We start from the raw sequence: 19,626 nt of genomic DNA, 5'->3' as shown, positions 1-19,626 counted from the left end.
CTGCTCGGGTGCTCATGTGCTCGGGTACAGGGCGCTCGGGGGCCGACGTACCCGGTTGCGGGCGCGTCGGCGCGCTCTGCTGGTTGCGCAGGGAAGTCTATGGGGCGGGAGAGGACCGTACCGCCCGCCCCGGGTGGGCCGGGGGCGGACGGCACGGGGTCGTGGTTACTTCTTCGCGGCGGCGCGCTTGGCGGGTGCCTTGGCCGCCGTCTTCGCCGGTGCCTTGGCGGCCGCCTTCACCGGCGCCTTCGCCGTGTTGGCGGTCTTGGCCGTCTTGGCCGGCGCCTTGGTGGCCGACTTCGCCGGGGCGGACGGCGACGCGTCGCTGAAGTCGCCCAGGATGTCGCGCAGGAACTTGCCGGTGTGGCTGGCGGTGACCGCGGCGATCTCCTCCGGGGTGCCCTCGGCGACGACCGAGCCGCCGCCGTTGCCGCCTTCGGGGCCCATGTCGACGACCCAGTCGGCGGTCTTGATCACGTCGAGGTTGTGCTCGATGACGACGACGGTGTTGCCCTTCTCCACCAGGCCGTCCAGCACCTTGATCAGCTTGCTGATGTCCTCGAAGTGCAGGCCCGTGGTGGGCTCGTCGAGCACGTAGACCGTCCGCCCGGTGGAGCGCTTCTGCAGTTCGGAGGCCAGCTTGACGCGCTGGGCCTCTCCACCGGAGAGCGTCGGCGCGGACTGGCCGAGCCGGACGTAGCCGAGGCCGACGTCGTTCAGGGTGCGCAGGTGCCGGGCGATGGCGGGGACGGCCTCGAAGAACTCCAGCCCCTCCTCGATCGGCATGTCCAGCACGTCGGAGACGGACTTGCCCTTGTAGTGGACCTCCAGCGTCTCCCGGTTGTACCGGGCTCCGTGGCAGACCTCGCACGGGACGTAGACGTCCGGCAGGAAGTTCATCTCGATCTTGATGGTGCCGTCGCCCGAGCAGTTCTCGCAGCGGCCGCCCTTGACGTTGAAGGAGAAGCGGCCCGGCAGGTAGCCGCGCACCTTCGCCTCCTGGGTCTCCGCGAACAGCCGCCGGACGTGGTCGAACACGCCGGTGTAGGTGGCCGGGTTCGAGCGCGGGGTGCGGCCGATCGGCGACTGGTCGACGTGCACGACCTTGTCGACCAGGTCGGTACCGGTGATCCGGGTGTGCCGGCCGGGCACGCTGCGCGCGCCGTTCAGCTCCCGGGCCAGGTGGGTGTAGAGGATGTCGTTGACCAGGGTGGACTTGCCGGAGCCCGACACACCCGTGATCGCCGTGAACGTCCCGAGCGGGAAGCCGACGGTGACGTCCTTGAGGTTGTGCTCGCGGGCGCCGTGCACCACGAGCTGGCGCTTCTTGTCGCGCGGCCGGCGGGCCGCCGGGATCGGGATGGACCGCTTGCCGGAGAGGTACTGGCCGGTCAGCGACTCCTTGTTGGCGAGCAGCTGCTTCAGCGAACCGGAGTGCACCACCCTGCCGCCGTGCTCGCCGGCGCCCGGGCCGATGTCGACCACCCAGTCGGCCATCTTGATGGTGTCCTCGTCGTGCTCGACGACGATCAGGGTGTTGCCGATGTCACGCAGCCGCACCAGCGTCTCGATCAGGCGGTGGTTGTCGCGCTGGTGCAGGCCGATGGACGGCTCGTCCAGCACGTACAGCACGCCGACCAGGCCGGAGCCGATCTGGGTGGCGAGGCGGATCCGCTGGGCCTCACCGCCGGACAGGGTGCCGGCCGCGCGGTTGAGCGAGAGGTAGTCCAGGCCGACGTCGACCAGGAAGCGCAGCCGCTCGTTGACCTCCTTCAGCACCCGCTCGGCGATCTGCTTGTCGCGCGCGTCGAGCTTCATCGCACCGAGGAAGTCCGAGCAGTCGCTGATCGACATCGCCGAGACGTCCGCGATCGACTTGTCCTGCACGGTGACCGCGAGCACGACGGGCTTCAGCCGGGTGCCGTCGCAGGTCGGGCAGGGCACCTCGCGCATGTAGCCCTCGAAGCGCTCGCGGCTGCTGTCGCTCTCCGCCTCGGTGTGCCGGCGCTGGATGAACGGAACCGCGCCCTCGAAGCCCGTGGTGTACGAGCGGTCGCGGCCGTAGCGGTTGCGGTAGCGCACCTCCACCTGGTGCTTGTGGCCGTACAGCAGGGCCTTCTTGGCGCGCACCGGCAGACCGGCCCAGGGCAGGTCGGTGCGGAAGCCCAGCTCGCCGGCCAGCGCGTCGATCAGACGCTGGAAGTACTCCTTGGTGTGGCCGCCGGACCACGGGTGGATCGCGCCCTCGTCGAGCGACTTCTCCTCGTCGGGGACGACCAGCTCCGGGTCGACCTCCATCCGGTTGCCGAGGCCCGAGCAGTCGGGGCAGGCGCCGAACGGCGAGTTGAAGGAGAACGAGCGCGGCTCCAGCTCCTCGAACGACACGTCGTCGTAGGGGCAGTAGAGGTGCTCGGAGAACATCCGCTCGCGCTCGGGGTCGTCCTCCGGGAGATCGACGAAGTCGAGCACGACCATGCCGCCGGCCAGCTTGAGGGCCGTCTCGACCGAGTCGGTGAGGCGGCGCTTGGCGCTGTCCTTGACGGTCAGGCGGTCGATGACCACCTCGATGGTGTGCTTCTCCTGCTTCTTGAGCGTGGGCGGCTCGGCCAGCTGGACGGTCACGCCGTCGACCCGGGCGCGGGCGTACCCCTTGGACTGGAGGTCGGCGAACAGGTCGACGAACTCGCCCTTGCGCTCGCGCACCACCGGGCTCAGCACCTGGAAGCGGGTGCCCTCGGCGAGCTCCAGCACCCGGTCGACGATCGCCTGCGGGGACTGCTTGGCGATCGGCCGGGCGCAGTGCGGACAGTGCGGCTTGCCGATCCGGGCGAACAGCAGCCGCAGGTAGTCGTACACCTCGGTGATGGTGCCGACGGTGGAACGCGGGTTGCGGTTGGTGGACTTCTGGTCGATCGAGACGGCCGGGGAGAGGCCCTCGATGAAGTCGACGTCGGGCTTGTCCATCTGCCCGAGGAACTGCCGGGCGTAGGAGGAGAGCGACTCCACGTAGCGCCGCTGCCCCTCCGCGAAGATCGTGTCGAAGGCCAGCGAGGACTTGCCCGAGCCGGAGAGGCCGGTGAAGACGATCAGCGAGTCGCGCGGCAGGTCGAGGGAGACGTTCTTGAGGTTGTGCTCGCGAGCACCGCGGACGATGAGGCGGTCGGCCACTGCTTCTGGCGCCTTTCTCCGGTGGGGTCTCTTCTGGGGACTTCTTCTGGGGGCTTCGTCCGGAGACTCTTCACTCAGGCTTCGCTCAGGACTCTCGCTGAGGAATCTCACCCACATGGCAACGAACCGGGAGGGCCCGTTCTTCCAGTGTTCCAGTCTTAACAGCTTGGGACGGCCAGCCTACTAGCTCAGGCGTTCGATTATCGAGCCTGTCCAGTGGAGATCACCCGAACGGGTGACGGCCACTGCGGCGGACCGGCGCCGGACCGCCGCAAACCCCCTGCTCCGCGCCGACAGCGTCCGACCCGGCCGCACCGCACACCGCGTCGGCGATAGCGTCATCAACGTCAACGAGCGGCGGCCCTCCCGGGCACGCCGCCAGCGGAACCAACGGACCACCAGCCGGAGGCGATTCCATGAGTGACACCGAGCCCACCGCCCGCACCGGGGCCGGCGCCGGGGCGGAGGCCGGACCCGGGACCGGGGCGAACGCCGCCACGAGCGCCGGGACGGGCACCGCGAGGGCGGCCGCGGGCCTGCGCCTGGTCGCCGACGCCACCGCGCACCTGCTGCGCTCCGTCGCCGAACTCCCGCCGGAGGCCGTCGCCGGACCGTCCGCGCTGCCCGGCTGGACGCGCGGCCACGTCCTCACCCACCTCGCCCGCAACGCCGACTCCCTGGTCAACCTCCTCGACGGCGCCCGCACCGGCCGGGACATCCCCCAGTACGCCACCCCGGAGGCCCGCGACCAGGACATCGAGGACGGCGCACCGCGCCCGCTCGACCTCCAGCTCGCCGACCTGCACGAATCGGCCGAGCGCTTCACCATGGCCGCGGCGGCGCTCGACGACGCGGCGTGGGGTGCCGAGGTCCGGCACCGTGCCGGCTACGTCTTCGGCGCCTTCGAGATCCCCTGGAGGCGGCTCGTCGAGGTCGAGTACCACCACGTCGACCTGGACGCCGGATACACGCCCGCGCACTGGCCGGAGCGGTTCGCGGTGGTCGAGTTCCACCGGCTCACGGCGGCTCTCGACAGCCGGGCCGGCCTGCCCGCCCTCCTGCTCGTCTCCGACGACACCGCCGACCGCGCCCACACCGGCACCGCCCACGTCACCCCCGGCACCCCGGCCACCCCGGACGGCGCAGCCGGCGACGACACCGCCCTGACCGTCGAGGGCCCGGTGCGCGCGCTCACCGCCTGGCTCTCCGGCCGCTCGGACGGCGACGGCCTCCAGGTCCACCGGGCGGGCGTCCAGCTCGCCGACGCCCGCACCGCCCTGCCGAAGCTTCCCCCCATGGGCTGACCGCGCGACGATAGGAAAGCACCGACAGCACACCCCATGACAGGCAGTACGAAAGACAGCGAAGGAGCGGCCCGATGGCGTACCACGGAGCGGTGAAGGTCGGCGGCCCGCCGGACGTGCGCGAGCTGGCCCACCTGATCATCAGCAAGGTGGCCGTCGGCCCGTACGACAACAACGCGTACCTGCTGCGCTGCCGGGCCACCGACGAGCAGCTGCTGATCGACGCGGCGGCGGACGCGCCCGTCCTGCTGGAGACGGTCGGCGAACGGCTGGCCACCGTCGTCACCACCCACCGCCACCACGACCACTGGGGCGCGCTCGCCGAGGTGGTGGCCGCGACCGGCGCCCGCACGGCGGCCGGGCGGATCGACGCCGAAGCCCTGGACGTACCCACCGACCTGCTGCTGGACGACGGCGACATCCTCCGGGTGGGCCAGGTCGAGCTGACCGTCCGCCACCTGGTCGGGCACACGCCCGGCGCGATCGTGCTGGTCTACGACGACCCGCAGGGCCACCCGCACGTCTTCACCGGCGACTGCCTGTTCCCGGGCGGGGTCGGCAACACCTGGGGCGACAGCGCGGCGTTCGACAGCCTGTTCCGCGACGTCAACGAGAAGCTCTTCGACGTCCTGCCCGACGAGGCCTGGGTCTACCCGGGCCACGGCGGCGACACCACCCTCGGCGCGGAGCGCCCCAGGCTCGCCGAATGGCGCGAGCGCGGCTGGTAGGACACCGGGCCGGTCCAGGGCCGGTCCTCGCGGAGCAGCACCGGCCGAACGCGGAGGACCCCGGGCGCGATGCCCGGGGTCCTCCGGCGCACCGCCAACCGGCGCACGCCGGGTGGCGGTCCCGCTCCGGGGCCGGGAACAGTCGACTCATGACACAGACCACTTGGACCGAAGCCAGAATCATGCTCCCCGCCACCGAGGGCGGGCACGCCGCAGACCAGGGCCTGACCCGGATCGGCCCGGAGGGCTGGGTCCACGTGAGGAAGGACGGCGGGAGCTTCGCGTCCTACCCGCCGCAGTCGGTCTTCTCGATCGTCTGGAAGAGCGACCCGTGGCCCGCGGACCAGTAGCGCACGCGTAGGGGCAGCCGCACCGGCAGAGCCCCGCGGCCTCAGAAGTCCCCGAAGTTGACCTGGAAGGTCGCGAGGCCCAGGCGGCGCCAGAGGGCCACCACCCGGTCGCGGTCGTCGAGGCTGACCCGGACCGCGAAGCGGTGGCGGACGTGGGCGTCGAAGAGGTCCAGCTTGACCGCGTCGTCGCGGCGGGTGTCGCCGGCCGCGCGCATCCACAGCTCGTCGTACGGCACGCCGTGGGTGGCGAGCCAGGCCTCGGTCTGCGGGCGGTACTGCTCGCTGCGGCCGGACAGGACCACCACGCGGTGGCCGGCGCCCCGGTAGAGCCGGACGGCGTCGGCGACCGCCGTGTTGAGGGCGTCCTCGTCGCAGTGCTCGAAGTCGTACGGGCCCCGGGAGACGTTCAGCGCGAGTGTGCCGTCGATGTCGACCATCACGGCCGGCGGCAGTCCCTCGGCGGGCGTGTAGGGCTCGACGGGGATCGTCTCGGCCATCCACTCGGCGGTGAGCCGCCAGCCGCTGCGACGGGCCGAGCGGTGGCGCTGGTCCAGGCGGCGGATCGCCTCCTCGCCGACCGGGTTGGCGCGGGCCGCGTCGCGGGCCAGGCACTCCTCCAGCGGGACGTCGGTGAAGTCGTGGACGACGAAGGTGACGTCGGCCTGCGCGAGGACGGCCTTCAGGCGGCCGGCCATGCCCGAGGTCATGTGGGTGTTGTCGACGACGACGTCGAAGCCGTCGTTCACCGCGGCGAGGATCGCGGCCTCCTGGACGGCCATCGCGGTCTTCTCGTGCCGGTGGGACCAGCTCCGCTCGCCGCCGTGGTCGTCGAGCATCGCGCGGATGTCGTCCATGTTGACGCGCCGCATGGTGCCCTTGGAGTCCGCGAGGAGCTGCAGGGCGCGGGTGGTCTTGCCCGAGGCGGGCAGGCCGGTGGTGAGGTGCACGGTGGGCATGGGTGTCGGTCAGCCTTCGTCGTCGGTCTTGAACGGTGCGTCGCCCCGGGGCCTGACGGAGCGCCAGGCCATGTCGGAGACGTCCCGCCCGTCGTACAGGCGGAACATCGCGGCGGGCAGGCGGGACTTCCTGGCCTCGGCCGCGAAGGACTTGCGGTCCAGGCCCGGCGGGATCAGCGCGAAGTCCGCCTCGGCGGCGGCCGTGAACTCGGCGGCCCGGGCCCGCTGGCGGTCGGCGATCTCCTCCACCCAGTCCCGGAACTCGTCCGGCACCCGGTCGAACAGCGTCCCCGGGTCGCGGCCGGCGGCGAGCGCCTCCCACACCGTCCGCTCGTTGGTGCCGGTGTAGAGGCGGTGCAGCGCGAGGTAGGCGGTCAGCTTCAGCTTGGCGCGGGCGCCGGAGGCGAAGCGGATCACGTAGCCCTCCTCCTGGGTACCGCCGACCGGCTCGCCGTCCACGGTGGTGTCGGCGGCGGCGAGCTTCTCCAGTTCGGCGACGTCCGTGCCGAGGCCCCAGGAGCGGACCACCGGGCCGATCGGGGCCCAGTGCGGGGCCACCGCCGGCAGCGGCTCCTCCGTGCCGTCGGCCGGCCGGTACGCGGCGAGCAGCACCAGGTCGTGGCGCGCGCCGTAGTCGACGACGATCCGGTTGCCCGGGTAGATCGCCTCCGCGAGGTAGGTCAGGCCCTGGTCGAGGCCGCCGGTGTCGGAGCGGTCGAGGACGTGCTGCGCCCAGCGGGCCTGCTCGGAGCCGAACGACGCCTTCGAGGCGGCGTGCCACCGGCCGGCGTGGTGGAACACGATGACGAGGCTCCCGTCGGCCTTCTCGAAGATCTCGAACGGCTCGGCGGGCAGGGCCGGCGCGAAGTCGTGCCGGCCGTGCATCGCCGTCACGAAGATCTTGGGGAACGGCAGGGCGACGACCTCGCCGGTCGCGTCCTCGGCGATCAGGCCCCGGCACCGCATGGTGACCGGTGTCCAGATGTGCCCGTACTGACAGATCGGCGTGTAGGTGTAGATCGAGAGCGGCAGCGTCGGGTGCGACTTGCGCGTGACGTGTCCGTCCTCGATCGCGGCCGCGAGATCGGTCGGGTCGAACAGGTCGTCGAGGGTGAGGCGGGTCGGTGCGAGGGTCACGGGATCCTGCTTTCGGTGTCTGCCGGTGATTCTGCCGTGCCCGACCGCATGTCCGTTCGGAATATCGCGCACCCGCCGCCCGGCGGACGTGGCACGGGACGGGCCCGCGACCAGGGGTACTGGTCGCGGGCCCGTCCCGGGTCCGTTGCCGGTCAGGCGTCGATCTTCTCCGCCTGCTCCAGCGCCTCCTGCTTCTTCGAGGCGATCAGGCTGGCCACCGTGGTGACCGTGAGCACCACGACGATGAAGCCGAGGGAGAGCGGGATGCCGATCTCGGGCACGTGCACGCCGCTCTCGTGCAGTGCGTGCAGCACGAGCTTCACGCCGATGAAGCCGAGGATCACCGACAGGCCGTAGGACAGGTAGACGAGCTTCTTCAGCAGGCCGCCGATCAGGAAGTACAGCTGGCGCAGACCCATCAGCGCGAAGGCGTTGGCGGTGAAGACGATGTACGGGTCCTGGGTCAGGCCGAAGATGGCGGGGATCGAGTCCAGCGCGAACAGGACGTCGGTGGTACCGATCGCGATCATCACGATCAGCATCGGCGTCATCAGCCGGCGGCCGTTCTCCTTGATGAAGAGCTTCGTGCCGTGGTACGTGCTGGTGGACGGGAAGCGCCGCTCGATGGTCTTGAGCAGGCGGTTCTCCTCGAACTCCTCCTCCTCGCCGGCCCGGGCGTCCTTGATCAGCTTCCAGGCCGTCCAGACCAGGAACGCGCCGAAGATGTAGAAGACCCAGGAGAACTGGGTGACCAGGGCCGCGCCGCCGGCGATGAAGACCGCCCGCAGGACGAGGGCGATGATCACACCGAACATCAGCACGCGCTGCTGGTAGATCCGGGGCACCGCGAACTTGCCCATGATCAGGATGAAGACGAAGAGGTTGTCGACACTCAGCGACTTCTCGGTGATGTAACCGGCGAAGAACTCGCCGGCCGGCTGCGAGCCGGAGTGCGACCAGAGGAAACCGCCGAAGGCCACCGCCAGGGCGACCCAGACGGCCGTCCAGATGCCGGCCTCCTTGATGGAGACCTCGTGCGGCTTTCGGCCCCCGATGAAGAAATCGGCCACGATCAGGGCGATCAACACCCCGATGGTGCCGACCCACATGGATACGGAAACGTCCACTTGCTGCTCCTCCGGCAGGTAGGCGAGACAGTCATCGTCACTGCCGGAGGTCTCTTCCGCCCGTCGGCCCGCAGGTGGCGGGCACACGGACCAGTGCCCCGGGACACCGATGGCGGCGTCCGTGATGACGGGAACACTGCGGGGGAATACTCCCCTCCGCTGCCGCAACACTAACAGGCAACCCAAGAAAAGGTAAAGAAGGTAAAGACTCTCTTGACGGAAACACCGCCCGGGGAGGCCACGCTCGGGGCAGCCTCACTCGGAGCGGCCCCGCTCGGGGAGGTCTCAGAGGAACGGGTCGATGGCCGGCAGCATGTCCTGGAACGTCCGAGCCCGGGCCGGGGCCCCGATCGCCTGCATGCCCCAGCCGCCGGACTCCTCCCGGAACACCTTGGCCATGATCTGGCCGGTGTGCTGGCCGCCGCCCGCCAGCTCGTAGCGGGCCAGTTCCTGGCCGGTGCTCTCGTCCACCAGCCGGCAGTGCGCGTTCTGCACCTCGGCGAAGGTCTGCCCGGTGTACGAGCTGACGGTGAAGACCACCTGGGTGATGTGCACCGGCACGTGCGCGAGGTCGACCAGGATCGACTCGTCGTCGTCGCCTGCGCCCACGCCGCCCACCAGGTTGTCCCCGGTGTGGCGCACCGAGCCGTCGTTGCTCTCCAGGTGCTGGAAGAAGACCACGTCCGAGGGGGTCTTCTCGGCGTACAGCAGCGCCGAGGCGTCCAGGTCTATCTGGCGGGTGCGGCTGCCGAACAGGCCGCGCCGGGGGGCGGCCCGCCAGCCCAGCCCCATCCGGACGACGGTCAGCGACTCGCCCGAGCTCTTCTGAAGACTGACCTGCTGTCCCTTGGCCAGGTTCACCGACACGGTGTTGTCCTCTCTCCTCGGCCGCGCGGGTCGGTATCCCGCGGCGGCTCCACGGCGGATTACCCCGTTGCCGTCCCCCGGCCGAGGCCCCCTGGTGCCGGCACTCCGGGCCCGCCCGGCGGCCGTACGGCCGTCCGACGGGACGCAGCCGTCACCCGCAGGCCAGCCTATGGCCTGCGGGTGAGGGCACCACGCAGGGCGTACCCGTTTGTGCCAGTCCTGAGACACCCCGTGGGGTTGACACTGCGGACGCCTCGCGGCCGGAGCGGCCGGGACGGGCCGGATCAGGCCATGCCCGCCTCGCGCATCTGCCGCAGCTCGCGCTTCAGCTCCTTGACCTCGTCGCGGATCCGGGCGGCCACCTCGAACTGGAGGTCCGTCGCGGCCGCGTGCATCCGGTCGGTGAGCTGCTGGATCAGGTCGGCCAGCTCGGTGGCCGGCAGGTTCTTGGCGGGCTTGCGGTCGGCACCCAGGGCCGGCACCGGAGCCTTGCCCTTGCCGCTCCCCCGGTAGCCGGTGGAGAGCAGCTCCTCGGTGTCGATCTCCTCGCGGCTGAGGGTGTCGAGGATGTCGCCGATCTTCTTGCGCAGCGGCTGCGGGTCGATGCCGTGCTTGGCGTTGTAGGCCTGCTGGACCTCGCGGCGGCGGTTGGTCTCGTCGATGGCCTTCTCCATCGCCGCCGTGATCCGGTCCGCGTACATGTGGACCTGGCCGGAGACGTTCCGGGCGGCACGGCCGATGGTCTGGATCAGCGAGGTGCCGGAGCGCAGGAAGCCCTCCTTGTCCGCGTCCAGGATCGCGACCAGCGAGACCTCGGGCAGGTCCAGGCCCTCGCGGAGCAGGTTGATGCCGACCAGCACGTCGTACTCGCCGGCCCGCAGCTCGCGCAGCAGCTCCACCCGGCGCAGCGTGTCGATGTCGCTGTGCAGGTAGCGGACCCGGATGTCGAGGCCGAGCATGTAGTCGGTGAGGTCCTCGGACATCTTCTTGGTCAGGGTGGTGACCAGCACGCGCTCGTTGCGCTCGACCCGCTTGCGGACCTCGTGCACCAGGTCGTCGATCTGGCCCTCGGTCGGCTTGACGACGATCTCGGGGTCGATCAGGCCGGTCGGGCGGATGATCTGCTCGACCACGCCGTCGCCGCGGGAGAGCTCGTACTTGCCGGGCGTCGCGGACAGGTAGACCGTCTGCCCGGTGCGCTCCAGGAACTCCTCCCACTTCAGCGGGCGGTTGTCCATCGCCGAGGGCAGCCGGAACCCGTGCTCGACCAGCGTGCGCTTGCGCGAGGCGTCGCCCTCGTACATCGCGCCGATCTGCGGCACGGTGACGTGCGACTCGTCGATGACCAGGAGGAAGTCCTCCGGGAAGTAGTCGAGCAGGGTGTTGGGGGCGGTGCCGGGCGCGCGGCCGTCGAAGTGCATCGAGTAGTTCTCGACGCCGGAGCAGGTGCCGATCTGGCGGAGCATCTCGATGTCGTACGTGGTGCGCATGCGCAGCCGCTGGGCCTCCAGCAGCTTGCCCTGCTTCTCCATCCGCGCGAGGGTCTCGGCCAGCTCCTTCTCGATGTCGTTGACCGCCCGCTCCATCCGCTCCGGGCCGGCCACGTAGTGGGAGGCGGGGAAGACGTGGACGGCGTCGTTCTGGCTGATGATCTCGCCGGTGAGCGGGTGCAGCGTGTAGAGCGCCTCGATCTCGTCGCCGAACATCTCGATCCGGACGGCCAGCTCCTCGTACACCGGGAAGATCTCGATGGTGTCGCCCCGCACCCGGAAGGTGCCGCGGCTGAACGCGAGGTCGTTGCGGGAGTACTGGATGTCGACGAAGCGGCGCAGCAGGACGTCCCGGTCGATCTCCTCGCCGACCTTGAGCTGCACCATCCGGTCGACGTACTCCTGCGGCGTGCCGAGGCCGTAGATGCAGGAGACGGACGCGACCACGATCACGTCGCGGCGGGTGAGCAGGGAGTTCGTCGCGGAGTGGCGCAGCCGCTCGACCTCCTCGTTGATCGAGGAGTCCTTCTCGATGTAGGTGTCCGTCTGCGGGACGTACGCCTCGGGCTGGTAGTAGTCGTAGTACGAGACGAAGTACTCGACGGCGTTGTTCGGGAGCAGCTCGCGGAACTCGTTGGCCAGCTGGGCGGCCAGCGTCTTGTTCGGCGCCATCACCAGGGTGGGCCGCTGGAGCTTCTCGATCATCCACGCCGTGGTCGCCGACTTGCCGGTGCCGGTGGCGCCGAGCAGGACGACGTCCTGTTCACCCGCACGGATGCGGCGCTCCAGCTCGGCGATCGCCGCCGGCTGGTCGCCGTTGGGCTGGTAGGGGCTGACGACCTCGAAGGGCGCCTCGGTCCGCTCAATGCTCGTGATGGGTCGCACGCAACCACCGTACGGCCCGGCACCGACAATCCGGCGGGCCCGCCGGCCGCGGTCAGGCGGCGCCCTGGCTGATCCGGCCGACGTTGCCGCTGTCGCGGGCCAGCGCCACCAGGCGCGAGACGGCGCGCAGGTACTTCTTGCGGTAGCCGCCGCGCAGCATCTCGGCGGAGAACACCTGGTCGAAGGGGATGCCGGAGGCGGTGATCGGCAGCTCCCGGTCGTACATCCGGTCCGCGAGGACGACCAGCCGCAGCGCGGTGGACTGGTCCTCGACCGGCTCGACGCCGCGCAGGAAGACGGCGTGGACGTCGTCCAGCAACGCGCCGTAGCGGCTGGGGTGGACGGCCGAGAGGTGGTTCAGCAGATCGCCGAAGCCGTCGAGCGAGGCGCCCGGGGTGCGGGCGGCGGCGGCCTCGACGACCTCGTCGCTGTACGGCGGCGGGGCCTCGGGCAGGCCGCGGTGGCGGTAATCCTGGCCGTCGATCCGCAGCGGCCGGAAGTGACCGGCCAGGCCCTGGATCTCGCGCAGGAAGTCGGCGGCGGCGAACCGGCCCTCGCCGAGCTTGTCCGGCAGGGTGTTCGAGGTGGCGGCCAGCTTCACGCCGTTGTCGACGAGGCGGCGCAGCAGCGTGGAGACCAGGACGGTGTCGCCCGGGTCGTCCAGTTCGAACTCGTCGATGCAGAGCAGCCGGTGCCCCGACAGGGTCTGCACGGCCTGCTGGAAGCCCAGGGCGCCGACCAGGTTGGTGAGCTCGACGAAGGTGCCGAAGGCCTTCGGGCCGGGGGTGGCGTGCCAGAGCGAGGCGAGCAGGTGGGTCTTGCCGACGCCGTAGCCGCCGTCCAGGTAGACGCCGGCCGGTCCCGCGGGGGCGGGGGCGGTGCGGCGGAACCAGCTGCGCTTCGGCGCGCCGGCGCCGTCCGCGCCGTTGAGGGTGCCCGCGAACTGCTCCAGCACCTGCACGGCCTCGTACTGGCTGGGCTGGGTCGGGTCCGGGAGGTAGCTGCCGAAGCTGACGCCGGAGAACCGCGGCGGCGGGACCATCTCCGCGACCAGGCGCTCGGCGGGCACGACCGGGCGGCGGTCGGTGAGCGCGACGGGGGTGGCTATGGCATCGGGGCGGGAGGCAGCGGACACGTTAGTAGAGGGTACGCCTGGTGGAAGACTGGCTTTCATGCACCAGCTGATCAGTCCCCTGGCCGCGCCCGCCCCCGGTTCGTCGCCGCTCGATCCGGCCTCGTCGGAGTCGCTCGCGGCCGTCTACGCGTACCCCGACCAGGTGAATCACGGCCGACCGTGGTTGCGGGCCAACATGGTGGCCGGGCTGGACGGCGGAGCCCGGCTGGAGGGACTCTCCGAGGGCCTGTCCGGGGACGCCGACAAGCGGATCTTCGGGGTGCTGCGGGCCCTGTCGGACGTGGTGCTGGTGGGGGCGCAGACCGTCCGCGCCGAGGGGTACCGGCCGGCCCGGGCGCGGGCGGAGTTCGCCGCCGCGCGGCAGGCCGCCGGGCAGGCCCCGGCGCCCGTGATCGCGATCGTCAGCCGCTCGCTGGACCTCGACCTGGCCGCGCCGCTGTTCACGGAGCCGCTGGTCAGGACGGTGGTGATCACCACCGAGGACGCCCCGGCCGAGGCCCGGGCGGCGGTCGCGGCGGTGGCCGAGGTGATCCTCGCGGGCGAGGGCTCGGTGGACCTCGCGGCGGCGGTGGCGGCGCTCGCCGGGCGGGGCTGGACCCGGCTGCTGAGCGAGGGCGGGCCGCGGCTGCTGGGGCAGCTGGCGGCGGGCGGCCTGCTGGACGAGCTGTGCCTGTCGCTGGCCCCGCTGATCACCGGCGGCGACGCGCCGCGCATAGTCCAGGGTGCGCAAATGCCGGACGTCCAGCGGATGCGGCTGGTCTCATTGATCGAGCAGAAAGGTTTCCTCTTCGCCCGGTACCTGCGCCCGCAGGCCCTGTGATCCAACTCCCACTGTGGCTCCTGCGCCGTGTGCGCAGCGTGAGGAAAGCTTCCTCCGGGCAGTATGGAACCGGACGCCGGACCCGGGGGCCTGCAAATGGAAGGGACTCACGTGTTCAAAACCGTACTGATGATCGAGAAAGCACTCTCCGATGCGGATGTGGAACTCGTCACCACACTCCACAGCGACGAGAAGGTCTCCTTCATCGTTCTGATGCAGCCGCGCGGGAAGCAGGACGAACTGCTCCGCGCACTCGACGACGTGGCTCTCGGACATCTCGACAAGGTCGTGCACGAGCACGACGCGACGGAGAGCACCCCCACGCTCGCCACCGAGTCACTGGAACACAGCCTGCGCCACCTGCGCGAAGCCGGCGCCGAGGCCGTCGGCGAGGTCGTCGAGGAGAAGCCGCTCGACCACCTGCGCTCGGTCGTCGAGAACAACGCGGCGGACGAGGTGGTCGTGCTGACCTCCCCGCACTTCGTCGAGGAGTTCTTCCACCGCGACTGGGCCTCGCAGGCCCGGCACAAGGTGGGTGTACCAGTCCTGCGACTGTTCGCCAGCGACTCCTGACCCCGGCCCCCGGTGGTGCAGAATCGTCCTTGCGGACGCCGGTCCACCCGGCCGCCCCCGCAAGGACGATTCGCACCCGTCGTCCGCACCGTCACCCCTGCTCTGCCGCCTCTGCCGCCCCTGCCGTACGGAGCCCCGCCTTGAACGACGCCGCACACGACCTGCACGCCCCGCACTTCATCGGCATCGGCGGGGCCGGCATGTCCGGGCTCGCGAAGATCCTGGCCGTGCGCGGCGCCAAGGTCTCCGGCAGCGACTCCAAGGAATCCGAGACCGTCCTCGCCCTGCGCACCCTCGGCGCCCGGGTCCACGTCGGCCACGCCGCCGGGAACGTCCCCGACGGCGCCAGCAGCATCGTCGTCTCCAGCGCCATCCGCGAGGACAACCCCGAGCTGGCCGCCGCCCGCGAACGCGGCATCCCCGTCGTGCACCGCTCCGACGCCCTCGCCGCCCTGATGGGCGGCCGCCGCGCCCTCGCCGTCGCCGGCACCCACGGCAAGACCACCACCACCAGCATGCTCGCCGTCAGCCTCGCCGAACTCGGCCTCGACCCCTCGTACGCCATCGGCGGCGACCTCGACGCCCCCGGCAGCAACGCCCACCACGGCGTCGGCGAGATCTTCGTCGCCGAGGCCGACGAGAGCGACCGCAGCTTCCACAAGTACGCCCCCGAGGTCGCCATCGTCCTCAACGTGGAACTCGACCACCACGCCAACTACGCCTCGATCGAAGAGATCTACGAGTCCTTCGACACCTTCGCCGGGCGGATCACCCCCGGCGGCACCCTGGTGATCTCCGCCGACCACGCCGGCGCCCGCGAACTCACCGCCCGGATCGCCGGCCGCGACGGCCTGAACATCGTCACCGTCGGCGCCGCCGAGGACGCCACCGTCCGCGTCCTGTCGGTCGCCGCCCGGGGCATGACCAGCGAGGTGACCGTCCTGCTCGACGGCGCCGAGCTCACCTTCACCGTCTCCGTCCCCGGCCGCCACTACGCGCACAACGCGGTGGCCGCCCTCGCCGCCGGCGCCGCGCTGGGCGTCCCCGCCACCGACCTCGCCAAGGCCCTCGGCAGCTACACCGGCGTCCGCCGCCGCCTCCAGCTCAAGGGCGAGGCCGGCGGCGTCCAGGTCATCGACTCCTACGCCCACCACCCCACCGAGATGGCCGCCGACCTCGAAGCCATCCGCGAGGGCCTGGAGGGCGAGGGCCGCATCCTCGTCGTCTTCCAGCCCCACCTCTTCAGCCGCACCCAGCAGCTCGCCGACGAGATGGGCCAGGCCCTCGCCCTCGCCGACGCCTCCGTCGTCCTCGACATCTACCCGGCCCGCGAGGACCCGATCCCCGGCGTCACCAGCGAACTCATCATCGACGCGGCCCACCGCGCCGGCGCCGACGTCACCGCCGAACACGCCTTCGACGCCGCCCCCGCCCTGCTCGCCGGCCTCGCCCGGCCCGGCGACCTCGTCCTCACCATGGGCGCCGGCGACGTCACCAACCTCGGCCCCGAAATCCTGAAGCACCTCTCGAACGTTGCTACCAGCGCCTGAACACCTCAGCCAAGGAGCACGCCATGAGCTACGAGATCGAGAAGACCGACGCCGAATGGCGCGCCCAGCTCAGCCCCGAGGAGTACCACGTACTCCGTGAGGCGGGCACCGAACGGCCCCACGTCGGCGAGTACACCGACACCAAGACCGTCGGCGTCTACAGCTGCCGCGCCTGCGGAACCGAGCTCTTCAGCTCGGAGACCAAGTTCGACAGCCACTGCGGCTGGCCCAGCTACTACGCCCCGCTGGCCGGCGACCGCGTCCAGTACATCGAGGACACCACCCTCGGCATGCGCCGCGTCGAGGTCCGCTGCGCGAAGTGCGGCGGCCACCTCGGCCACGTCTTCGAGGGCGAGGGCTACGGCACCCCCACCGACCAGCGGTACTGCATCAACAGCATCTCGCTGACGCTGAAGCCGGCGGAGTAGCCACAGCACACGGCGCGGAGCCCCGGGACATCGCCAGGTGTCCCGGGGCTCCGCTCTTCCGTGAAAGCCGCCCACGACGACGGGCTGGGGCGGCCGGCCGGGGCGGCGCTCCACCTGCGCCCGCCCTACGGAAGGGACTTGAGGCGTGGCCAGAACCGGGTCACTATCCGGAGCACCGGTCGTCTCCGCATCCCGGTGGAGACCGGTCGCTCAGCACAGGCCGAAGGGCCCACCGGTCCAGCCCGGTTGAACCTGTTCGGAGGGCTCGCTCGGTGTGGTCGGGGGCGAGGACCGGAGACGGCTAGCATCCGCCCATGGGGAACTCGGGGAAGACCGCGCCGCCGGACTACGCTCGCGACGCCGCCGCGCGGCACCTGGCGGGGCACAGCGTCCACACCGTGCTGTGGGAGGGGCCGCCGGTGGGGGCGGTCGGTGAGTTGGAGGATCTCTCCGACCTGATCGAGTCCGTGGAGTCGGCGGGCTGGCGCACCGAGCAGACCCAGTCGCTGGCACCCGGCTTCAAGGGCAGCACGAGGCTGCTGCTCGTGTTCCGTGCGGTACCGGTGGGGCTGCAGAAACCCACCCCGTAGGGGTCTCAGGCCTCGACGCGGAGCCATGTGTCGCCGGACCGGAACCACAGGACGCCGTCCCGGCCCTGCCCCGGCCCCTCGGCGAGTCCGCCGGGCAGCCGGAGCGGGCGCCGCCGGGTCACCTGCCAACGCTTGCCGGCCAGTTCCGCGTGGGCGATCTCGGCGCCTCCCGGACTGCGTCGGACCAGCACGGCCCGGTCGCCGCGGACGGCGAAGCCGTACGGGTCGGGGACGGGGCAGGGACGGCTGGCGGACTCGCCGGTGGCCGGATCGATCCGGGTCAGGAAGGTCGTGAGGTTCTCCGAGTACCAGGCCAGCCAGACGGCCGCGCCCTCACTCGACGCCGCGCAGCCTTCCAGCGGCCAGGCGGGAAGAGCGCGTCCGGGGGACCAGACGCACCGGCCCCGGGCGTCCCAGCCTGCGAGGCCCGCCTGGGACTCCTGGTGGTGGCCGTAGACACCCTCGTCCCCGTAGGCGGTCCAGATGCGCCCCGCGCGGTCGGTGACCAGGGCCTGGACGTCGTCCCCGAGGAGGAACGCCACGGCCGGCTCCCCGCTCGCGGCGTGCACCACCGCGTTCGGCTCCCAGCTGCCCTGCTGCTCGTCCTCCTCGGCACGGCCGTCCGCCAGCAGCAGCCGTCCGCCCGGCAGCAGCGCCAGGTAGGAGGGGTCCACCCGGATGTCCCGGACGGGCAGCCGTTGTACGCCCCCGCCGGTGACGGTAAGGAGCTCCGCATCGAACGGCGGCTGCGGCACGAGGTGCTTCCCGGTCCACGCCGGTTTCAGGTACCGCTGATGCACCAGCAGGACGGCCAGGTCGCCCTGCGGGCCGGCCGTCCACGAGACGGCCGTGAAGCCCGCCCCGGCGTCCGCCGCGGGCAGCCGCCACACCTCGTCCGGAACGACCTCCGCCGGCACCGGACCTCCTCGTCTCCTGCCCGCACACGCGGGCTCCCGCCACCCTACGGAGGCGGCCGGGCCTGCCGGGGATCCGGGGTGCGGTCTCGCCACCGGGTGAAACGGCCGTGAAAGCCGCGCCCGAGCGGCCCGGGTGTGCCGATAATGGTCACTCCGCCCACCGGGGCGAACCGGCCCCTCCTGGCGGCCAGGCCCCTCGGTGCCGCGGACCCGCTCCGGCCGCCGGCCCTCCGCAGGGAGACGGCGGCCGGAGCGGCAGTCGGAGCGGCCGTCGGCCGACGTCGGGCGGCCCGGGACCGGGCGTGGTGGCAGGGGCGACAGGATTCGAACCTGCGACGTGCGGGTTTGGAATCCGCTGCTCTGGCCGGGCTGAGCTACACCCCTCGGTGTGGCTTCAGACTGCCCGGGGCGGAGGTGTGCGCACAACCGGATTACGCACCCCCCGGGGGCCGTCAGCCGGTCAGCTTCTTGATGAACTTCCGTTCGCTGGCGCAGCGTTCGTAGCCGAGGCGGTGGTTGATCGCCAGCATCGGGGCGTTGGTGGCGTCGTTACTGGTGAAGGCTTCGGTGAGGCCGGCGGCACGGGCCCGGTGGAGCGACTCGGTCTTGGCCAGGGTGGAGAGGCCGCGGCCGCGGAAGTCGCGACGGCAGGCGGTGAAGGCGGACCAGTAGCGAGTGGCGCCGTCGGTCTGGGCGGCGCTGAAGGCGGCGGGCTGCCCGTCGACGACGGCGACGAGGGTGAGTTCGCGGTCGAGGTCGGGGCGGGACCAGACGCTGTCCAGCCAGTCCTGGTAGTCGGCGTTGTCGTACTCGACCTCACCGGGTTCGTCCCGCGCGGCGTCCGCCTCGACGAGGAACAGCGGGTGCGGGTCGTCCTGGTAGGCGGCGGCGGTGCGGAGTTCGACGCCCGGTGGCAGCGGGGGGACGGGCGGCAGGGCGGTGGTGAGGTCGCGGCGGGCGAAGTGGGCCGCCCTGCCCTGCTGGTAGCCGCGGGCGGTGGCGAACGCGAGGTCGTCGGGGACGTCGTCGACCCAGCTGTGGACCTCGGTGGCGCCGTGCGCGGCGAGGTGCCGTTCGGCGGCGCCGAGCAGGGCGGTGAACGCGCCGCGCCGCCGGTACTCGGGCAGGACGCTGCCGTTGGCGTAGCCGATGCCCTCGGTGCTGGTGCCGGTGACCAGGCCGCACCGGATGCTGCCGACCACCCGGCCGTCGAGTTCGGCGACGAGGGTGCGGTAGTGCTGTTCGGCGGGCAGGTGGCCGGGGAGCCAGCTGAACACCTCGGCGGTCAGGACGAGGTGTGGGCGGCCGGCCCGGTGGGCGGCGGCGGCCGCGTCGGCGTCGGCGGGCGTGAAGTCACGGATCATCAGAGTCATATGCATGTCACGGTAGCCGGACCTCGGGCCGGGCGCCTCCCCTTTTCCCTGCTCAGGGCGGGGGCACCGCCCCGGGGGGCGCCGGGGCGGATCGATATGCTCAAGTAATGCTCTGAGAATCCCGGCCGAGGCTTGGCAGCAGCCCCCACCGGGGACATCCTCAGCACGAGCGGCCACCAGTACCGCTCACCGCGCTCCACACCGACCGGCGGCCGCCTGGGCAACGAG

At 71.5% G+C, this 19,626-nt stretch carries 17 protein-coding genes and 1 tRNA gene; 8 read left to right on the top strand and 10 right to left on the bottom strand.

Annotated elements, in window-relative coordinates; all coding sequences use genetic code 11:
* Nucleotides 1–165 precede the first annotated feature (165 nt).
* Nucleotides 166–3,168, bottom strand: a complete 3,003-nt coding sequence (uvrA, locus tag ACFUK0_RS19225; protein ID WP_380251666.1) for an excinuclease ABC subunit UvrA — start codon at nt 3,166–3,168, stop codon at nt 166–168.
* 416 nt (nt 3,169–3,584) lie between these two features.
* Here uvrA and ACFUK0_RS19220 point away from each other — a divergent pair, with 416 nt between their 5' ends.
* The 3 genes from ACFUK0_RS19220 (at nt 3,585) to ACFUK0_RS19210 (ending at nt 5,550) form a co-directional block, all read left to right on the top strand.
* On the top strand, nt 3,585–4,472 hold the full coding sequence (locus ACFUK0_RS19220; RefSeq protein WP_380251664.1) for a maleylpyruvate isomerase family mycothiol-dependent enzyme: 888 nt from the start codon (nt 3,585–3,587) through the stop codon (nt 4,470–4,472).
* A gap of 74 nt (nt 4,473–4,546) precedes the next feature.
* Nucleotides 4,547–5,200, top strand: a complete 654-nt coding sequence (locus ACFUK0_RS19215) for an MBL fold metallo-hydrolase (RefSeq protein ID WP_380251662.1) — start codon at nt 4,547–4,549, stop codon at nt 5,198–5,200.
* A gap of 149 nt (nt 5,201–5,349) precedes the next feature.
* Nucleotides 5,350–5,550, top strand: coding sequence for a hypothetical protein (locus tag ACFUK0_RS19210; protein ID WP_380251660.1), 201 nt, complete (start codon nt 5,350–5,352; stop codon nt 5,548–5,550).
* 41 nt (nt 5,551–5,591) lie between these two features.
* Here ACFUK0_RS19210 and ACFUK0_RS19205 read toward each other — a convergent pair whose 3' ends face one another.
* From ACFUK0_RS19205 to zapE, 6 genes are all read right to left on the bottom strand, one after another.
* Entirely contained in the window at nt 5,592–6,506 is a 915-nt protein-coding gene (locus ACFUK0_RS19205; RefSeq protein WP_380251658.1) for an AAA family ATPase, read from the bottom strand.
* 9 nt (nt 6,507–6,515) lie between these two features.
* A complete protein-coding gene (locus tag ACFUK0_RS19200) occupies nt 6,516–7,643 on the bottom strand; it encodes an RNA ligase (protein WP_380251656.1) in 1,128 nt (375 codons plus the stop codon).
* Between the two features lie 152 nt (nt 7,644–7,795).
* A complete protein-coding gene (locus tag ACFUK0_RS19195; RefSeq protein WP_380251654.1) occupies nt 7,796–8,770 on the bottom strand; it encodes a TerC family protein in 975 nt (324 codons plus the stop codon).
* A 285-nt stretch (nt 8,771–9,055) separates the two neighbouring features.
* Nucleotides 9,056–9,637 (bottom strand): TerD family protein, encoded by a 582-nt coding sequence (locus tag ACFUK0_RS19190; RefSeq protein ID WP_380251652.1) that lies wholly within the window; start codon nt 9,635–9,637, stop codon nt 9,056–9,058.
* A gap of 284 nt (nt 9,638–9,921) precedes the next feature.
* Entirely contained in the window at nt 9,922–12,012 is a 2,091-nt protein-coding gene (gene uvrB / locus ACFUK0_RS19185; RefSeq protein ID WP_380251650.1) for an excinuclease ABC subunit UvrB, read from the bottom strand.
* Between the two features lie 52 nt (nt 12,013–12,064).
* A complete protein-coding gene (gene zapE, locus ACFUK0_RS19180) occupies nt 12,065–13,186 on the bottom strand; it encodes a cell division protein ZapE (protein WP_380251648.1) in 1,122 nt (373 codons plus the stop codon).
* On the opposite strand from zapE, the gene ACFUK0_RS19175 reads away from it, so the two are divergent.
* The 5 genes from ACFUK0_RS19175 (at nt 13,185) to ACFUK0_RS19155 (ending at nt 17,108) form a co-directional block, all read left to right on the top strand.
* Nucleotides 13,185–13,967, top strand: coding sequence for a dihydrofolate reductase family protein (locus tag ACFUK0_RS19175; RefSeq protein ID WP_380251646.1), 783 nt, complete (start codon nt 13,185–13,187; stop codon nt 13,965–13,967). The two genes, zapE and ACFUK0_RS19175, sit on opposite strands and share 2 nt — an antisense overlap.
* 111 nt (nt 13,968–14,078) lie before the next feature.
* Nucleotides 14,079–14,540 (top strand): indole-3-glycerol phosphate synthase, encoded by a 462-nt coding sequence (locus ACFUK0_RS19170; protein WP_380251644.1) that lies wholly within the window; start codon nt 14,079–14,081, stop codon nt 14,538–14,540.
* A 140-nt stretch (nt 14,541–14,680) separates the two neighbouring features.
* Nucleotides 14,681–16,090 (top strand): UDP-N-acetylmuramate--L-alanine ligase, encoded by a 1,410-nt coding sequence (murC, locus tag ACFUK0_RS19165; protein ID WP_380251642.1) that lies wholly within the window; start codon nt 14,681–14,683, stop codon nt 16,088–16,090.
* Nucleotides 16,091–16,113: 23 nt separating this feature from the next.
* The gene (gene msrB / locus ACFUK0_RS19160) at nt 16,114–16,518 is read left to right on the top strand and encodes a peptide-methionine (R)-S-oxide reductase MsrB (RefSeq protein WP_380251640.1); all 405 of its coding nucleotides are present in this window, start codon (nt 16,114–16,116) and stop codon (nt 16,516–16,518) included.
* 314 nt (nt 16,519–16,832) lie between these two features.
* Entirely contained in the window at nt 16,833–17,108 is a 276-nt protein-coding gene (locus ACFUK0_RS19155; protein ID WP_380251638.1) for a hypothetical protein, read from the top strand.
* A 5-nt stretch (nt 17,109–17,113) separates the two neighbouring features.
* On the opposite strand, the gene ACFUK0_RS19150 is transcribed toward ACFUK0_RS19155, so the two are convergent.
* The 3 genes from ACFUK0_RS19150 to ACFUK0_RS19140 form a co-directional block, all read right to left on the bottom strand.
* A complete protein-coding gene (locus ACFUK0_RS19150) occupies nt 17,114–18,025 on the bottom strand; it encodes a hypothetical protein (RefSeq protein ID WP_380251636.1) in 912 nt (303 codons plus the stop codon).
* Between the two features lie 306 nt (nt 18,026–18,331).
* Nucleotides 18,332–18,409 (bottom strand) — tRNA-Trp (locus ACFUK0_RS19145).
* Between the two features lie 68 nt (nt 18,410–18,477).
* On the bottom strand, nt 18,478–19,398 hold the full coding sequence (locus ACFUK0_RS19140; protein ID WP_380251634.1) for a GNAT family N-acetyltransferase: 921 nt from the start codon (nt 19,396–19,398) through the stop codon (nt 18,478–18,480).
* Between the last annotated feature and the right edge of the window lie 228 nt (nt 19,399–19,626).

The organism is Kitasatospora sp. NPDC057223 (genome assembly GCF_042669755.1).
In the GTDB taxonomy this organism is placed as follows: Bacteria; Actinomycetota; Actinomycetes; order Streptomycetales; family Streptomycetaceae; genus Kitasatospora.
Note: the sequence above shows the minus strand (reverse complement) of the source record. Positions and strands in the feature narration are given on the sequence as shown.

Excerpts from the sequence above, each read along its gene's own strand:
- ACFUK0_RS19220 (WP_380251664.1), top strand. The coding sequence starts at position 3,585 with ATGAGTGACACCGAGCCCACCGCCCGCACCGGGGCCGGCGCCGGGGCG.
- ACFUK0_RS19215 (WP_380251662.1), top strand. The coding sequence starts at position 4,547 with ATGGCGTACCACGGAGCGGTGAAGGTCGGCGGCCCGCCGGACGTGCGC.
- ACFUK0_RS19210 (WP_380251660.1), top strand. The coding sequence starts at position 5,350 with ATGACACAGACCACTTGGACCGAAGCCAGAATCATGCTCCCCGCCACC.
- ACFUK0_RS19205 (WP_380251658.1), bottom strand. The coding sequence starts at position 6,506 with ATGCCCACCGTGCACCTCACCACCGGCCTGCCCGCCTCGGGCAAGACC.
- ACFUK0_RS19175 (WP_380251646.1), top strand. The coding sequence starts at position 13,185 with ATGCACCAGCTGATCAGTCCCCTGGCCGCGCCCGCCCCCGGTTCGTCG.
- zapE (WP_380251648.1), bottom strand. The coding sequence starts at position 13,186 with ATGAAAGCCAGTCTTCCACCAGGCGTACCCTCTACTAACGTGTCCGCT.
- msrB (WP_380251640.1), top strand. The coding sequence starts at position 16,114 with ATGAGCTACGAGATCGAGAAGACCGACGCCGAATGGCGCGCCCAGCTC.
- ACFUK0_RS19155 (WP_380251638.1), top strand. The coding sequence starts at position 16,833 with ATGGGGAACTCGGGGAAGACCGCGCCGCCGGACTACGCTCGCGACGCC.
- ACFUK0_RS19140 (WP_380251634.1), bottom strand. The coding sequence starts at position 19,398 with ATGACTCTGATGATCCGTGACTTCACGCCCGCCGACGCCGACGCGGCC.